20 protein-coding genes and 3 pseudogenes are annotated in these 14,278 nt (G+C 55.2%); 17 read left to right on the top strand and 6 right to left on the bottom strand.

Annotated elements, in window-relative coordinates:
* The first annotated feature begins 335 nt into the window (after nt 1-335).
* From U5J94_RS10585 to U5J94_RS15330, 8 genes and pseudogenes are all read left to right on the top strand, one after another.
* Nucleotides 336-578: a type II toxin-antitoxin system Phd/YefM family antitoxin gene (locus U5J94_RS10585; protein ID WP_322565611.1), complete on the top strand. Its 243-nt coding sequence runs from the start codon at nt 336-338 to the stop codon at nt 576-578.
* Nucleotides 575-838, top strand: coding sequence for a Txe/YoeB family addiction module toxin (locus tag U5J94_RS10590; RefSeq protein WP_322565612.1), 264 nt, complete (start codon nt 575-577; stop codon nt 836-838). The genes U5J94_RS10585 and U5J94_RS10590 overlap by 4 nt, the downstream gene beginning before the upstream one ends.
* A 441-nt stretch (nt 839-1,279) precedes the next feature.
* Nucleotides 1,280-1,624, top strand: a complete 345-nt coding sequence (locus U5J94_RS10595) for a type II toxin-antitoxin system RelE/ParE family toxin (protein ID WP_322565613.1) — start codon at nt 1,280-1,282, stop codon at nt 1,622-1,624.
* Nucleotides 1,608-1,922, top strand: coding sequence for a transcriptional regulator (locus U5J94_RS10600; protein WP_322565614.1), 315 nt, complete (start codon nt 1,608-1,610; stop codon nt 1,920-1,922). Before U5J94_RS10595 ends, U5J94_RS10600 begins: the two co-directional genes overlap by 17 nt.
* Nucleotides 1,923-2,502: 580 nt before the next feature.
* Nucleotides 2,503-2,733: pseudogene (locus tag U5J94_RS15325) on the top strand (hypothetical protein); the annotation flags it as partial.
* Nucleotides 2,734-3,031: 298 nt separating this feature from the next.
* On the top strand, nt 3,032-3,559 hold the full coding sequence (locus tag U5J94_RS10605; protein ID WP_322565615.1) for a DNA-binding protein: 528 nt from the start codon (nt 3,032-3,034) through the stop codon (nt 3,557-3,559).
* A gap of 307 nt (nt 3,560-3,866) precedes the next feature.
* The gene (locus U5J94_RS10610; protein WP_416224084.1) at nt 3,867-4,163 is read left to right on the top strand and encodes a type II toxin-antitoxin system RelB/DinJ family antitoxin; all 297 of its coding nucleotides are present in this window, start codon (nt 3,867-3,869) and stop codon (nt 4,161-4,163) included.
* Nucleotides 4,156-4,242: pseudogene (locus U5J94_RS15330) on the top strand (type II toxin-antitoxin system RelE/ParE family toxin); the annotation flags it as partial. The gene U5J94_RS10610 and the pseudogene U5J94_RS15330, both read left to right, overlap by 8 nt.
* A gap of 228 nt (nt 4,243-4,470) precedes the next feature.
* Here U5J94_RS15330 and U5J94_RS10615 read toward each other — a convergent pair.
* The 3 genes from U5J94_RS10615 to U5J94_RS10625 all read right to left on the bottom strand — a co-directional run bounded on the left by U5J94_RS10615 (nt 4,471) and on the right by U5J94_RS10625 (nt 6,659).
* Nucleotides 4,471-5,700, bottom strand: coding sequence for an IS256 family transposase (locus U5J94_RS10615; protein ID WP_322564286.1), 1,230 nt, complete (start codon nt 5,698-5,700; stop codon nt 4,471-4,473).
* 319 nt (nt 5,701-6,019) lie between these two features.
* Nucleotides 6,020-6,457, bottom strand: a complete 438-nt coding sequence (locus tag U5J94_RS10620; RefSeq protein WP_322565616.1) for a winged helix-turn-helix transcriptional regulator — start codon at nt 6,455-6,457, stop codon at nt 6,020-6,022.
* A 16-nt stretch (nt 6,458-6,473) separates the two neighbouring features.
* A complete protein-coding gene (locus U5J94_RS10625) occupies nt 6,474-6,659 on the bottom strand; it encodes a hypothetical protein (RefSeq protein WP_322565617.1) in 186 nt (61 codons plus the stop codon).
* Nucleotides 6,660-6,884: 225 nt separating this feature from the next.
* Between U5J94_RS10625 and U5J94_RS10630 the strand changes: the two genes are divergently transcribed.
* The 8 genes from U5J94_RS10630 to U5J94_RS10665 all read left to right on the top strand — a co-directional run bounded on the left by U5J94_RS10630 (nt 6,885) and on the right by U5J94_RS10665 (nt 11,392).
* Entirely contained in the window at nt 6,885-7,133 is a 249-nt protein-coding gene (locus tag U5J94_RS10630; RefSeq protein ID WP_322565618.1) for a ribbon-helix-helix domain-containing protein, read from the top strand.
* Nucleotides 7,133-7,519 (top strand): type II toxin-antitoxin system VapC family toxin, encoded by a 387-nt coding sequence (locus U5J94_RS10635; protein WP_322565619.1) that lies wholly within the window; start codon nt 7,133-7,135, stop codon nt 7,517-7,519. Before U5J94_RS10630 ends, U5J94_RS10635 begins: the two co-directional genes overlap by 1 nt.
* Nucleotides 7,520-7,976: 457 nt before the next feature.
* Nucleotides 7,977-8,213, top strand: coding sequence for a type II toxin-antitoxin system prevent-host-death family antitoxin (locus tag U5J94_RS10640; protein WP_322565620.1), 237 nt, complete (start codon nt 7,977-7,979; stop codon nt 8,211-8,213).
* Nucleotides 8,213-8,635 (top strand): type II toxin-antitoxin system VapC family toxin, encoded by a 423-nt coding sequence (locus U5J94_RS10645; protein ID WP_322565621.1) that lies wholly within the window; start codon nt 8,213-8,215, stop codon nt 8,633-8,635. The genes U5J94_RS10640 and U5J94_RS10645 overlap by 1 nt, the downstream gene beginning before the upstream one ends.
* Before the next feature lie 621 nt (nt 8,636-9,256).
* Nucleotides 9,257-9,502, top strand: a complete 246-nt coding sequence (locus U5J94_RS10650) for a type II toxin-antitoxin system prevent-host-death family antitoxin (RefSeq protein ID WP_322565622.1) — start codon at nt 9,257-9,259, stop codon at nt 9,500-9,502.
* Nucleotides 9,499-9,933 (top strand): type II toxin-antitoxin system VapC family toxin, encoded by a 435-nt coding sequence (locus tag U5J94_RS10655; protein ID WP_322565623.1) that lies wholly within the window; start codon nt 9,499-9,501, stop codon nt 9,931-9,933. The genes U5J94_RS10650 and U5J94_RS10655 overlap by 4 nt, the downstream gene beginning before the upstream one ends.
* Nucleotides 9,934-10,598: 665 nt before the next feature.
* Nucleotides 10,599-10,877, top strand: coding sequence for a DUF1778 domain-containing protein (locus tag U5J94_RS10660; protein ID WP_322565624.1), 279 nt, complete (start codon nt 10,599-10,601; stop codon nt 10,875-10,877).
* On the top strand, nt 10,874-11,392 hold the full coding sequence (locus tag U5J94_RS10665) for a GNAT family N-acetyltransferase (RefSeq protein WP_322565625.1): 519 nt from the start codon (nt 10,874-10,876) through the stop codon (nt 11,390-11,392). Before U5J94_RS10660 ends, U5J94_RS10665 begins: the two co-directional genes overlap by 4 nt.
* Before the next feature lie 460 nt (nt 11,393-11,852).
* Here the strand turns inward: U5J94_RS10665 and U5J94_RS10670 are convergent, their stop codons facing one another.
* Nucleotides 11,853-12,107, bottom strand: coding sequence for a PIN domain-containing protein (locus U5J94_RS10670; RefSeq protein ID WP_322565626.1), 255 nt, complete (start codon nt 12,105-12,107; stop codon nt 11,853-11,855).
* Between the two features lie 74 nt (nt 12,108-12,181).
* On the opposite strand from U5J94_RS10670, the gene U5J94_RS10675 reads away from it, so the two are divergent.
* Nucleotides 12,182-13,719 (top strand): IS3 family transposase gene (locus U5J94_RS10675; protein WP_322565135.1). Its coding sequence is split into 2 segments (ribosomal slippage): nt 12,182-12,644 and nt 12,644-13,719, totalling 1,539 coding nucleotides; the frame shifts between segments, so codons are not numbered across the junction.
* Nucleotides 13,720-13,754: 35 nt separating this feature from the next.
* Here the strand turns inward: U5J94_RS10675 and U5J94_RS10680 are convergent.
* Together U5J94_RS10680 and U5J94_RS10685 are read right to left on the bottom strand one after the other, a co-directional pair.
* Nucleotides 13,755-13,883, bottom strand: a pseudogene (locus U5J94_RS10680) (VapC toxin family PIN domain ribonuclease); the annotation flags it as partial.
* Nucleotides 13,883-14,125, bottom strand: a complete 243-nt coding sequence (locus tag U5J94_RS10685) for a type II toxin-antitoxin system Phd/YefM family antitoxin (protein WP_416224220.1) — start codon at nt 14,123-14,125, stop codon at nt 13,883-13,885. The gene U5J94_RS10685 and the pseudogene U5J94_RS10680, both read right to left, overlap by 1 nt.
* Between the last annotated feature and the right edge of the window lie 153 nt (nt 14,126-14,278).

Raw genomic sequence — 14,278 nt, forward strand, 5'->3', positions numbered from 1 at the left:
GTAGAACCCCTTCGGGTTTCATTCAGCATTACTTCGCGTTGCTCAGGTCATGTCTCATAGAACGCTTTCAGCGTTTATCATGTTGTCTCGTAGAACCCCCTGGTTCATTGCGAGTACCCTACGCTTCCAGCGTCAGGGCAACCCCACCCATCCCGGGTCGGGGCACCATGCCTCCCGCGACAGAGCCCACCCCGCGAGCAACGCGAGTGTTTTGGGTGTTAGTACGTCCCTGTACGTCAGTCGCCTCCCACAAGGCCCCTCGGGCAAGGGAGGCAGGTTGGCTGTATTGACAAAACGAACGTTATAGCGTACGTTTTGTGGTGGAGGTATACGCTATGAGCAATATTACTGCCACTGAGGCCCGGGCCAAACTTTACAGCCTGATTGATGAGGTGGCTGAATCGCACCAGCCCGCCGTGATCACCGGCAAGCGGGCCAATGCGGTCCTGATCTCGGAAGAAGACTGGAACGCCATTACGGAAACCCTGCATTTGTTGGCCGTGCCGGGAATGCGCGAGTCAATCAAGTCAGGCATGGAAGAGCCTGTCGATGAATGTGCCAGGGAACTGGATTGGTGAGCTGGACGCTGGTCTATACCCAACAAGCGCAAAAAGATGCCAGGAAGCTTGCCGCTTCGGGGCTGAAGAACAAGGCCCAGGCGCTGCTCGCTGTTCTGGAGAACAATCCTTTCCAAAATCCTCCGCCCTATGAAAAGCTGATCGGCGATCTGTCCGGCGCCTATTCACGCCGAATCAACATCCAACACCGTCTTGTGTATCAGGTTCTGGAAGAAGAGCGAGTGGTCAAGGTCCTGCGGCTCTGGAGCCACTATGAATAAAGTGCTGAGTTCTGAGTTCTAAGTTCTGAGTTCTAAGTTCTAAGTTCTAAGTTCTAAGTCGGCAGTTTGCAGATGGCAGTTGGCAGTTGGCAGTTGGCAGTACAATTGTGAATTTTGAATGGTGAATTTTGAATTGATGGGGCGCCTGCGGCAATGTTGAATTTTGAATTTTGAATTGATGCGGCGCCTTTGGCGCTTTTTTTGTTTGGGGCTTCTGGTCGCGGGGCCGGTGTAGGAGCGCCTCTGGCGCGACAGGTCTTGCCGGTCCGCACGGGATATCGCGGCGGAGCCGCTCCTACGTAAGGAAATCGGCAGTTGTTAGTGCAATTGTGAATGTTGAATTTTTAATTTTGAATTGATGGGGCGCCTTTGGCGCTTTTTTTGTGGAAATTTTTTATGGTAACGTATATATTACTATCGTGATCGAGGGAGGAGGTCGCGTTGGAGATAAGGGAATATCTGGATGAGGCCGGCAGGTCGGTTTTTGCTCGCTGGTTCAAAGGCCTGGATGCCAGGGCGGCGGCAAAAGTGACCACGGTGTTGGCTCGACTCGAGGCGGGTAACTTGTCCGAGGTGAAAAGCGTTGGCGCCGGGGTGTTTGAGCGGCGGATCCATTTTGGTCCGGGATATCGGGTTTACTTTGGCCGTGAAGGTGACCGACTGATTGTTTTGCCGGGTGGCGGTACGAAGCAGGGCCAGCATCGGGACATCGAGCAGGCAAAGCGATACTGGATGGCGTACCGGCAGCGTCGTATTGGAGGAACAACCAATGGCACTAACACGTGAATTTTCCGAGACAGTTCGAGAACGTGCGCAAACGGATGTGGAATTCAGGGTTGCCATGTTGACGGAAGCTGCAGAGGCGATTGTTACCGGCGAGGCGGCTACAGCACGCGCGCTGCTGCGGGATTATATTAATGCGACGCTTGGTTTTGAGACCCTGGCCGATGAAACAGGCATCAGTGCGAAAAGCCTGCACCGGATGTTTGGTGCGAAAGGCAACCCGACGCTTTCCAATTTAACAACTGTACTTCGTGTTCTGGAAGCTAATGAGGGGCTGACTTTTGTTGTCAGGGCTGTATAAAAAGAAAGTTGGCAGTCGGCAGATTGCAGTTGGCAGTCGTTAGTGCAATTGTGAATGTTGAATTTTTAATTTTGAATTGATGGGGCGCCTGCGGCAATGTTGAATTTTGAATGGTGAATTTTGAATTGATGTGCCCTTTGGGCGGTATTTTAGGTTCGAAGCTGGCAGTCGCAGTTCACAGATGGCAGTGTAGGAGCGGCTTGCAGCCGCGATATCTCGAATTCAGGCAGGGTCGCCGATGGGTCGCTCACGGCGTCCTGCCTCCCGCGACATTATCGCCAGGGATGGTGTGTATCCCGGCTCTGTCGGGAACAGAGCCGGGGTAGCACATCCATGTGCGTCAATCGCCTCCTACAAAGCCCTTTGGGCAGGGGGAGTTACGAGTTACGAGGAAAGACGATGATGGCTGGTTTGTTGGGTCATTTGTAATGTAGGAGGCCAGCTCTCTGGCTGATGGATTGGCGATGGTGCGATCCTGACAAGTGTGTCGCCGAGGGAGGGGGCAGTCTCCAGTCTTGCACAGTTGTCACTTGACAACCTCTGGCGAGGCGGCTAGTGTTAGCCAAAGTGAAGGATCGTTATGGCAAGGATCAGACACTCTAAAAAGGAGGTGGAGCTGGCGCTTCAGTATGCCGAGACGTGCGGGTGGCGTATCGAGGTTGGCGGTGGCCATGCCTGGGGAAAGTTATATTGCCCTTACAACGATCAGGAGTGCCGATGTGGAGAGTTTTGCATCGTCTCGATAGTTAGTGTACTGCTTCACTCTTGGCGGTACATTCAGAGCCCCCCGAAAGTGCCAGGACAAGGCGCGGTGCGCAGGCAATGGCCCGGTCCTTGTCAAGCGCCGCAACGCGGTCATGGCGCTTTCGGGGGGCTCCCTTCGGGCGAGCCGCTGGCCGGCCATCTGCGGCGTTGCGCTCTCTTGAAAGGACCCTGCCATTCCTGCGAGAACGCGCCTTGCAGCTAACCGGCCAGCGGTTCGCTGAAAGTGCCTCCAAGAGTGAAGCAGTACACTAGTACCCCCAGGAATCCATCCGCGCATGCCAAACAGCTCCGCCGCGTTGTCGATAATTGCATGCGATACCGCAGTGACAGTGAGGGGCCACGTAATGAATGAATATGATTTCACGCTTAAATTCAGCCTCCCTGATGTGGGTATCAGGCCTGAGGACTATGTGGAAGCGTTGATTGCAAACGGGTGCGATGATGCTCTCATCGGTATTGGCCAGCAGGGGCGTATCGCCCTCAATTTTATGCGCGATGCAGTGACCGCAATGGAGGCAGTACAGAGCGCTATCAAAGATATAAAGCGGGTTATCCCCGGAGCCAGGCTTGTCGAGGCCGCGCCGGATCTTGTCGGGCTGACCGATGTTGCGGAAATTCTCGGTTTTTCTCGCCAGAATATGCGCAAGATTATGCTTGGCGCAGGCACTGCCTTTCCTCCTCCTGTGCATGAGGGCCGACCATCGATTTGGCATTTGGCCAAGATCCTGCAGTGGCTGGGGGAGAACGGTCATTATGCTGTGGATGATTCGCTGATAGAGCTGGCCAGGGTGACGATGGAATTGAATATCGTCAGGGAGTTGGATGATGTGGATGCGAGTGTGCACGACGAGCTGCTGACGCTGATTGCGTGATAGAGAATTGTTAATGGGACAGGCAGGGAAAGTTGGCAGAATATAAAAGTGCTGAGGGGAAAGTTGGCTGTCGCAGTCATCAGTTGGCAGTGTAGGAGCGGCTTGCAGCCGCGATATCTCGAATTCAGGCAGGTCGTCGCCGACGGGGCGCCTCCTACAAAGCCCTTCGGGCAGGGGCGAGTTACGAGGGACGAGGAAAGACGATGATGGCCGGTTTGTTGGGGGTTCATTTGTAATGAAGGCTGACACCTTGACTGTATCGCAATTGAGATACATAATTAGCTGTGAATGACAACTGGAGAACCTGATCATGGCTCACACTTCAATGTTGCACGTTCGGGTCGACGACGAACTGAAGGCTGATGCGGCGGAAAAACTTGCAAGCTTCGGCCTGACAGTATCAGATGCTGTCCGCATTCTGCTGACTCGCATAAGCAAAGAGGGCGGGTTGCCCGTTGGACTAACAGCCGATCCGGAAACTTACGACGCCTGGTTCCGCGACAAGGTGAAAGAGGCCCTGGCGGACACGCGACCTGCTGTATCGCATAAACAGGTGATGGATGAGGCGCAAGCGTTGATTGACCGGAAACGGCGCCGTGCCTGAATTGGAATGGCTGGAATTGGCTCGCGCAGACCTTCTGTCGATAGTAGATTACATCTCTGACGATAATCCGGATGCGGCAATGTTGAATTTTGAATGGTGAATTTTGAATTGATGTGCCCTTTGGGCGGTATTTTAGGTTCGAAGCTGGCAGTCGCAGTTCACAGATAGCAGTGTAGGAGGGGCTGCCTGCGTCAATGTTGAATTTTGAATGGTGGATTTTGAATTGATGTGGCGCCTTTGGCGCTTTTTTTATTTGTAGGAGGGGCTTGCAGCCGGAGACTGTAAATAATTCTGTGTAACTGCCCGGTTAGAACTGCTCCGGCATTCTATCCGGAAACTCAATCATAAAACGATTCAAGGCGTCCTTCCAATGATGAATGGGCATGGTCCATTTCTTGGAGGCCGCCTGCATGGCCAGATAGACGACCTTGAGTGCCGCGTCGTCATTCGGAAAGACCTTACGGTTGTTGACGGCCTTACGGATAACGCTATTGAGGGATTCGATAGCGTTGGTGGTGTAAATTACTTTACGAATATCATCCGGGTAGTTAAACAGGGTGATGAGATTCGGCCAGTGTTTGCGCCAGGCCGTGCTGATGGACGGAAACTTCTCATCCCAGCGCTCGGCAAAGGCGGCCAGCTCTCGCTCGGCCTCCTCGACAGTGAGGGAGGCGTAGATCTTTTTCAGGTCAGCGGCAACGGTCTTGCGTTCTTTCCAGGAGACGAATTTGAGCGAGTTGCGCACCATATGCACGATGCATAGCTGGATCTGGGTCTTCGGGTAAACGGTGTTAATGGCTTCCGGGAAGCCTGTCAGCCCATCCACCGAGGCGATGAAAATGTCCTTCAGGCCCCGTTGTTGCAGTTCGGTGAGCACGGACAGCCAGAACTTGGCACCCTCGTTTTCCGCGAGCCACAGCCCCAGCAGTTCTTTCTGGCCGTCCAGGTTGATGCCCAGCGCCAGGTAAATGGCTTTGTTGATGACGCGTTTGTCCTGACGGATCTTCACCCGGATGCAGTCGAGATAGACGATGGGATAGACCTCATCCAGGGGTCGGGATTGCCATTGCTGGACCTGTTCCAGCACCTGCTCGGTGACCCGTGAAATCAGCGTAGGAGAGACCTCAACGCCGTACAGTTCCAACAAGGTGGAAGCTATGTCCCGCGTGCTCATGCCCTTGCTGTAGAGCATGATGATCTTGTCGTTGAAAATCGGTAGCCGGGTCTGGTTTTTGGAGATAATGAGCGGCTCAAATTCCCCGTTGCGGTCCCGGGGAATGGCAATTGGCAGCTCGCCAAGCTCGCCCTTCAAGGTTTTACTGCTGTAACCGTTACGGCTGTTGCCGCTATGCTGACCGGCTTTGTCATGCTTGGGATAGCCAAGGTGGTCATCCATCTCGCCTTCGAGCATAGCTTCAAAGGTTTTTTGGCGCAGCAAGCGGGTGAGGTCCTCGAGTTCCTCCGGTGTTTTGATACTGTTCACCAGGGCTTCAAGCTGCGGGTCGATATCGGTTTTGGTTTTTGTTCTTCTGCTCATGTGTCTTTTCCTTTATTATCAAGGGTATGGGACTTTGAGCAGTTACACAATTTAATTTACAGTCTCTGCAGCCGCGACCTCTCGAATCCAGGCAGGGTCGCCGATGGGTCGCTCACGGCTCACTGTAGAACCCCTTCGGGTTTCATTCAGCATTACTTCGCGTTGCTCAGGTCATCCATGCCTTCCGCGACAGAGCCCACCCCGCGAGCAAGGCGAGTGTTTTGGGTGTTAGCACATCCATGTGCGTCAATCGCCTCCTACAAAGTCCTTCGGGCAGGGGCGATGACGTATTTTTATGTTGTTCGCACAGTGCGAAATGTTATGCCGCGTCTTGTTTTTGATCCTCAACGATCAGGCTATGCCCGAGGACAGCCAGCGCATCGACGACACCATCGAGGCGCGAGGCATGGTCCGGATCAACCAGGCGGCGGACCGCCCCCTCGGAGATGTCCAGCCGCCTGGCCAGCTCAACATTCGTAATCCCTTGTTCCTGCATGGCGGAGCGCAGCGCGAGCTTGGCGGCGACCAGCGGTGCGACAGGCACGGAACAGGCATTTTTGACCGTATCCGATGGTCGCGGGATATCTCGACCTGCCAGTGAATAAGCGGCCAGGGCCGTGCCGAGTGCGTCACTCATTTCACGCAGCGCTTCTTCGGCTGTTGCTCCGTCGGTGATGGCTTCGGGTACATCGGTGGCCGTCGCCACAAAGCGTCCATCTTCATCCTGTTCCAGGGTTACCGGGTAAACGTAGCGCATAGTCAAACTCCTGAAGTTAATCGGGATCGATGCCGAGCTGCGCGCACATTGCTCTGCGCAATCCTTTGCCGATCTCCTTTTTGCGATCCTTGAGGGTGGTAAAACGCCCGCCGTAGTACAGGCGCCCATGGCTGCCTTTGCAATGGGGTTCATAGCGAACTTCCCTGCCTGTTTGCTGGCCGAGTCGTTTGACTCGTTTCACAAACTCGTGTCCCTTCATGGGGTAAGTCTCGTACAAATATGTACGAATTGCAAGCCGGGCGCGAGGGAAAGTGGGCAGTTGGCAGTGCAATGTTGAATTTTGAATGGTGAATTGAGGGGCCCTTTGGGCGCTGTTTTAGGAGAATCATCGGGGTTTTTAAAGTATAGTTGACATATGTGGATGATGTATACATTATAGGTGTATGTTATTGATCGGGAGGTTCTTATGAACCGGACACAGGTGTATCTCACTGATGATGAACAGAAGGCGCTGCGTGTACTGGCGGGGCGTACGGGCCGCAGTCAGAGCGAGTTGATTCGGGCGGCGGTGGATCATTTTATTGAGATGTTGCAAAGCGAGGATCGGGGCGCTGTGCTTCGTGAAGCGGCGGGGTTATGGGCTGATGCGGCAAACAGGCCTGATTTTATGGCCTTGCGTGCGGAAGCCGACCGCATTGAACCCGGTGAAGGCTGATGGCGGAAAGCTGGCTGCTGGATACGGATGTCCTGATCGATTACCTGCGCGGCCAGGTCGACGCTGTTGATTTTTTGCAGTCCGCGACCGCGGAGTTACGTATATCGTCCGCGACTGTCGCGGAATTATATGTAGGGGTGCGCGCTGGAAGAGAGCACAAGGTACTGGACCGGTTTGTCGACACGTTTGACGTGGTTCCGGTGACCGGTGATCTGGCCAAACAGGCGGGACTATGGCGCCGTGACTATGGAAAGAGTCATGGCACGGGATTGATGGACGCACTCATTGCGGCCTGTGCCAGTGCGTCGGCGAGTCGGCTGGTGACGCTGAACGAGAAACATTTTCCGATGCTGGATAATCTCCTGGTCCCTTACCGAAAGGGTTAGCAGTATGGGGAGGATGCGATCGTTGAGGGTGAATCGCCGAGGAGGCCTCGGCTCCTACAAAGCCCTTCGGGCAGGGGCGAGTTACGAGGGGCGAGTTACGAGGGACGAGTGACGAGGAAAGACGATGATGGTCGGTTTGTTGGATGTAGGAGATTAGCCCTGTGGCCGATTGTTAGTCTTTGGCAATGTTGAATTTTGAATGGTGGATTTTGAATTTATGGGGCGCCTGCGGCAATGTTGAATTTTGAATGGTGAATTTTGAATTGATGTGCCCTTTGGGCGCTGTTTGAGGTTCGAAGTTGGCAGTCGGCAGTCGTTAGTGCAATTGTGAATTTTGAATGGTGAATTTTGAATTGATGGGGCGCCTTTGGCGCTTTTTTTGTTTTGGAGCCCTGGTGGGCTGGTCATGGCGGAGATCTTTGTGTACACTTTATGTGTACATAAAAAGGAGGCGGTTATGACCACGGTGAATGTGCGGGATGCGCGGGAGCGGTTTGCGCAGCTACTGGATGAGGTGGCGGCCGGCGAGGAGATTATCATCCTGCGCCGGGGGGTACCTGCTGCGCGCCTGGTGGGTATGGTGGCGAAAAGCGTCAGCTTCCCCGACAGGCGACAGTTGCGTGAAACCTTGCCGCCAATGGAGACGACAGCGGCTGAGGCGGTGCGTGAGCTGCGGGATCAGGAACGCTATTGATGCTCTATATTGATACCTCCGCGCTGTTGCCTTATTACCGCCAGGAGCCGGCCAGCGAACAGGTGCAGGCCCTGTTCAGTGCGCAACAATCGCCGGTGCTGATCAGCCGGCTGACGAAGCTGGAGGTCGCTTCGGCGCTGGCCCGCTGGGTGCGAACCAGGGAGTTGAGCGAGGCCCAGGCCAATCGTATCGAGGCGGCCTTTTTTGAAGATTGTGACGAGGGGCGGTTTATGATCAAGGCCCTCACTGTGTCGCAGTTTGATCGCGCGAATCACTGGTTATTAGCCCGAAAGACGACTTTAAGAACGTTGGATGCATTGCACCTTGCCTGTGCCGCGGGCAATGAAGCGACCCTGGTGACGCTGGATGATGCGCTGTTCAGAGCGGCGGAATATTTGGGATTGCATGTCCGGCAACCTTAAAACAAAGTTGGCAGTTATCAGTATAATTTTGAATTTTGAATGGTGAATTGATGCGGCGCCTGCGGCAATGTTGAATTTTGAATTTTGAATTGATGGGGCGCCTGCGGCAATGTTGAATTTTGAATTTTGAATTTTGAATTTTGAATTGATGGGGCGCCTTCGGCAATGTTGAATTTTGAATTGATGGGGCGCCTTTGGCGCTTTTTTTGTTTGGGGCTTCTGGTAGCAGGTCTATGTAGGAGCGGCTTGCAGCCGCGACCTATTGAATCCAGGTAGAGCGCCGAGAGGCTCGGCTACCACAGGCCCATTGGGCAGGGGCGAGTTACGAGGGACGAGGGACGAGTGACGAGTGACGAGGAAAGACGATGATGGCTTGGGGGTTAGGTGGCCAGCCCTGTGGCTGATTGGTGGGGATGGTGCGATTCTGACAGGTCAGTCGCCGACGGAGTCGCCTCCCACAAGCCCTTCGGGCCGGGACGAGGGACGAGTGACGAGGAAAGACGATGAGGGCCGGTTTGTTGGATGTAGGAGGCCAGCCCTCTGGCCGATTGTTTGGGGATGGTGCGTTGACTTTCGGGTAGGCTTTATGTACTGTACGTACAGTACATATCTGGGGGTCTAATGATGCGCAGGATCGGTTCTGAAACGGCGCGCAGGCGGTTGCCTGAGTTATTGGAACAGGCTCGTGCCGGTGAGGGGACAATCATCCTCAAGCGAGGTGTGCCCTATGCAGCCCTGGTGTCCCTGGAACAATGCCTTGAGCCGTCAGGGCATGGCGGTCTGTTCGCCTTGCGTGGTTCTGGTGCTGGATTGTGGGGCGAGTCTGCAACGAAAACGGTGGAAGCCTATCGAAGCGAGTGGGAATGATCGATCTCTCCGATCTGGCAGAGGGGTCATGGGTCACCATTGATACAGCGCCCCTGATTTATTTGCTGGAAGACAACACGACTTTTCTTGAGACGTATCTGCCCTTGTTTGAGGAGATTGAGGCAGGGCGCCTCCGGGGGGTTGTCTCGGTGGTGACGCTGGCGGAGTTGTTGGCCGGGCCGCTGCGCAACGGGGATGAAATTCTTGCGGATCGATATTATCAGAGCCTGAGTTCGAGCAGCCATTGGCAGGTTCAGGAAATGAATGCCTCCCTTGCCTTTACGGCAGCACGAATCCGGATCCGTTATGGTCTTAAACTCCCCGATGCCATCCAGGTTGCAACCGCAATCTATACCAATTCTGCGGCTCTGGTCGTGCATGATCGTGACTTCAGACAAGTCACCGAAATCCCGGTCATCGGAATCTGTTGATGAGCCTCGCCGTACTTCGCCTGTTTGATATGGTTCTAAGTTCTAAGTTCTGAGTGCTGAGTAAAAAGTTGGCAGTCTTCAGTTAATTTTGAATTTTGAATGGTGGATTTTGAATTGATGGGGCGCCTGCGGCAATGTTGAATTTTGAATGTTGAATTTTGAATTGATGGGGCGCCTGCGGCAATGTTGAATTTTGAATGGTGAATTTTGAATTGATGTGCCCTTTGGGCGGTATTTTAGGTTCGAAGCTGGCAGTCGCAGTTCACAGATAGCAGTGTAGGAGCGGCTTGCAGCCGCGATATCTCGAATCCAGGCAGGGTCGCCGATGGGTCGCTCACGGCTCGCTGTAGAACCCCTTCGGGTTTCATTCAGCATTACTTCGCGTTGCTCAGGTCATGTCTCATAGAACCCTTACAGGTTTCATCATGTTGTCTCGCAGAACCCTCCGGGTTCATTGCGAGTACCCTACGCTTCCAGCGTCAGGGCAACCCTACCCATCTCCGATGGGTCAGGGCACCCTTCCGCGACAGAGCCCACCCCGCGAGCAAGGCGAGTGTTTTGGGTGTTAGCACATCCATGTGCGTCAATCGCCTCCCACAGACGCCCTTGTCAGGACAATGTCCGGACGTTATACTGGAAGCTATTCGCCGAATCTCGAGGTCGCCATGAGTACTTTGAATCGTTCAAAAACCACCCGCATTGATGTCCGGACCAGTAGCTCCGTCAAGCAACTGCTGCAGGAGGCGGCGTGTGCCAGTCACAAGAGTGTCAGCGAATTCCTGCTGGACGCGGGCGTGACGGCGGCCAACCAGACGCTGGCGGATCGCCGTCATTTTGTGCTCGACGAGGCCCGCTGGCAGGCATTCCAGGAGGCGCTGGATCGCCCCGTTCAGGCCCGCCCGCGCTTGAAGAAGTTGCTCGATGAGCCCGGAGTGCTGGATTGAGTACAGGCTATGAGCCGGTCCGCAAACTCTCGACGGCGGACCGGCTCGAGCTGTTCGATTGTGGACAGCCGGCGCTTAATCAGTTTCTGCAGCGCTACGCCCTTCTAAACCAAAAAGCCAACAGCGCGCGAACCTATGTCTGCTGCCACGGTAGTGATGTGGTGGGTTTTTATAGCCTGGCGGTGGGGAGCGTTGACCCGCAAGAGGCGCCTGCCCGGGTCACGAAGGGATTGGCACGACACCCCGTGCCGGTCATGATCCTGGCGCGTCTTGCCGTGGATCAGGATCATCAGCGCAAGGGGTTGGGCAGGGCTCTGCTCAAAGATGCATTGTTGCGCACCGCACAGGCTGCCGATATCGCCGGCATTCGTTGCCTGTTGGTGCATGCCAAGGATGATGCAGCACGACAGTGGTACGCTTCCTGGGACTTCGAACCCAGTCCGACCGATCCTTATCATTTGTTTATTATGATTAAAGATCTCAAGGTACTGCTTCCTGGTAATGTTGAATTTTGAATGGTGAATGTTGAATTGATGCGGCGCCTGCGGCAATGTTGAATTTTGAATGATGGATTTTGAATTGATGGGGCGCCTGCGGTAATGTTGAATTTTGAATGGTGAATGTTGAATTGATGCGGCGCCTGCGGCAATGTTGAATTTTGAATGATGGATTTTGAATTGATGGGGCGCCTGCGGTAATGTTGAATTTTGAATGGTGAATGTTGAATTGATGCGGCGCCTGCGGCAATGTTGAATTTTGAATGGTGGATTTTGAATTGATGGGGCGCCTGCGGCGCTTTTTTTATTTGCGCTTGCGGTAGCAGGTAGGAAAGAAAGTTGGCAGTCGGCAGATTGCAGTTGGCAGAATTACTGAGTGCTGAGTGCTGAGTGCTGAGTGCTGAGTGCTGAGTGCTGAGGGAAACAAGTTGGCAGTATGCAGTTCTCAGCAGGCAGAATCAAAAGCTGTCGGGTGGCGTCAGTGACGGAAGATGGTGAGTTCCAGGTTGTCGATGGGGCGGTAGTGTTTGTCGTTGGCGGTCAGGAGGGGGATTCCCTGTTCAAGCGCGGTGGCGGCGATGAGGGCGTCGGCGAGTTGCATGGAATTGGCCAGGGCGTGTTGTTCGATTAAAAATGTGGCGCGGTTGGAGATGCCTTCGTCGATATGGATGATGCCGGCATCCCAGAATGTGAGGGCCTGTTTGATGAGGCGCAATTCCTGTTTGTTGCGCACCCCCTGTGTCAGGATAGTTGTCGCCTCTTCTGAATCAGAAAGTAACCAAGACAGGGGGTGGAAAGCGACGAGAAATGCCCCGTTATTCAGAAGAACGCAAGGCTGCCGTGATGTGCATGCTGTTGCCCCCGCAAAACCGAAGTGTAGCCGATGTGGCTCGAGAGGAAGGGATCAGCGAAATGACCCTGTATAATTGGCGAAAACAAGCCAGAGAACAGGGGGTCCCGGTGCCGGGAAACGGAAAACAAAGCGACGACTGGTCGGGTGAAGCGAAGCTGGCGGTGGTGGTGGAGACCGCCGGCCTGAGTGAAGCGGAGCTGAGTGAGTATTGCCGTGGTAAGGGGTTATACCCCGAGCAGGTGAAGGCCTGGCGCACGGCCTGTGAGACCGGAGCGGACCAGGCGGCCAGTCGGCGACAGGCTGAGAAGGCCCAGGCCCGCGAGGATAAAAAGCGTATCAAGGAGCTGGAGCGGGAACTGCGGCGCAAGGACAAGGCGCTGGCAGAGACCGCCGCGCTGCTGGCCCTGCGAAAAAAGTTGAACGCCCTCTGGGGGGACGACGAGGAAGGATGACCTCGCTCCCGGAGCGGCGCAAACTGGTGGGTTATATTGAGGAGGCGGTGAGCGCTGGAGCCCGCAAGGCGCGGGCCTGCAAGGAAATCGGCATCACTGTACGCACTCTGCAGCGATGGACCCAGGGTGGGGAAGTTCATGCCGACCGACGGCCTGATGCTATCAGGCCCGAGCCGGCGAACAAGCTCACGCCCGAGGAGCGCGAGCGTATCCTGACCGTGTGCAATGAACCCGAGTTTGCGTCACTGCCGCCGAGCCAGATCGTGCCGAAGCTGGCGGACCGGGGTGAATATATCGCCTGTGAGTCGAGCTTCTACCGGGTACTGCATGCGGCGGGCCAGCGGCATCACCGGGGCCGGGCCCAGGCGCCGAAGAAAACGAAGGCGCCGACCACGCATGTGGCCGACGGGCCGAACCAGGTGTGGTCGTGGGACATCAGCTGGATGCCCAGCCGGGTGCGTGGACTGTTTTGGTACCTGTACCTCATTGAGGACATCTACAGCCGCAAAATCGTCGGCTGGGAAGTCCACGAGCGAGAGGCCGGCGAGTTGGCCGCACCGCTGGTGCAGCGCAGCGTGCTGGCCGAGCGGTGCTTTCGCCAACCGCTGGTCTTGCATGCGGACAACGGCAGCCCGATGAAATCGCAGACGCTGCGGATCAAGCTGGCGGATCTGGGCATATCGCCGTCATACAGTCGGCCGCGAGTGAGCAACGACAATGCGTTTTCCGAGTCGCTGTTTCGGACACTGAAGTATTGTCCGGCCTGGCCATCGCAGGGATTTGCCACGCTGGAAGAGGCTCGTGACTGGATGCTGAAATTTGTCGACTGGTACAACAACCGCCACTGCCACAGTGCGCTGAAATTTGTGACGCCGGCGCAGCGGCATCGAGGCGACGACCGGGATATCCTGAAACAGCGTGATCGGATCTACGAGCAGGCCAAGGTGCGGAACCCGCAGCGATGGTCCGGCAGAACGAGAAACTGGGTAGCGGTAGGACCGACGGCCCTCAACCCTGAGCGGGTGCAGCAAGCGGCTTAAGAACGGAAAAGGCGACAACTATCTTGAAAAACACCGCGCACGCCCTGGACCAGTTCCATGTAGCTGACGGCGGACAGGGAAAAGCCGGGGTGGGTATCGAGCAGATCGGCGGCTTTGCGGTTGCCGCGCAGGTTCCAGATCAGGACATCCGTGTCCACCAGGATCACGGCAAATCCCGGCGTTGTCTGAGTTGACGAATTTCGTTGTCGACACTGTCGGTTTTATCGGCCCAGAGGCCAAATGCCGGATTGGTCTGGTGCCTGTGCCGCCTGGTGTCCGCCTCCTGCCAGCGCGTGAGTACGGCGCGGCGTTTGCCGTGGTAGGTAATGATCACCTGCTCACCGCGCTCAATGGCGGCGAGGACTTCGGCGGTATGCAGACGCAGATCCCGGGTGGTGGCTTCCATCAGCGAGCCTCTCATAAGTTTCACTTTTTATTGTAACTCTGGTTGGCCGGGAGTCAAGAGCGTAAGAGAAAGTTGGCAATAAAACAAAGTTGGCAGTCGGCAGTTGGCAGTTGGCAGTTGGCAGTTGGCAGTGCAATTTTGAATTTTGAATTT

This window comes from Thiohalophilus sp. (assembly GCF_034522235.1).
Classification (GTDB): Bacteria; Pseudomonadota; Gammaproteobacteria; order UBA6429; family Thiohalophilaceae; genus Thiohalophilus.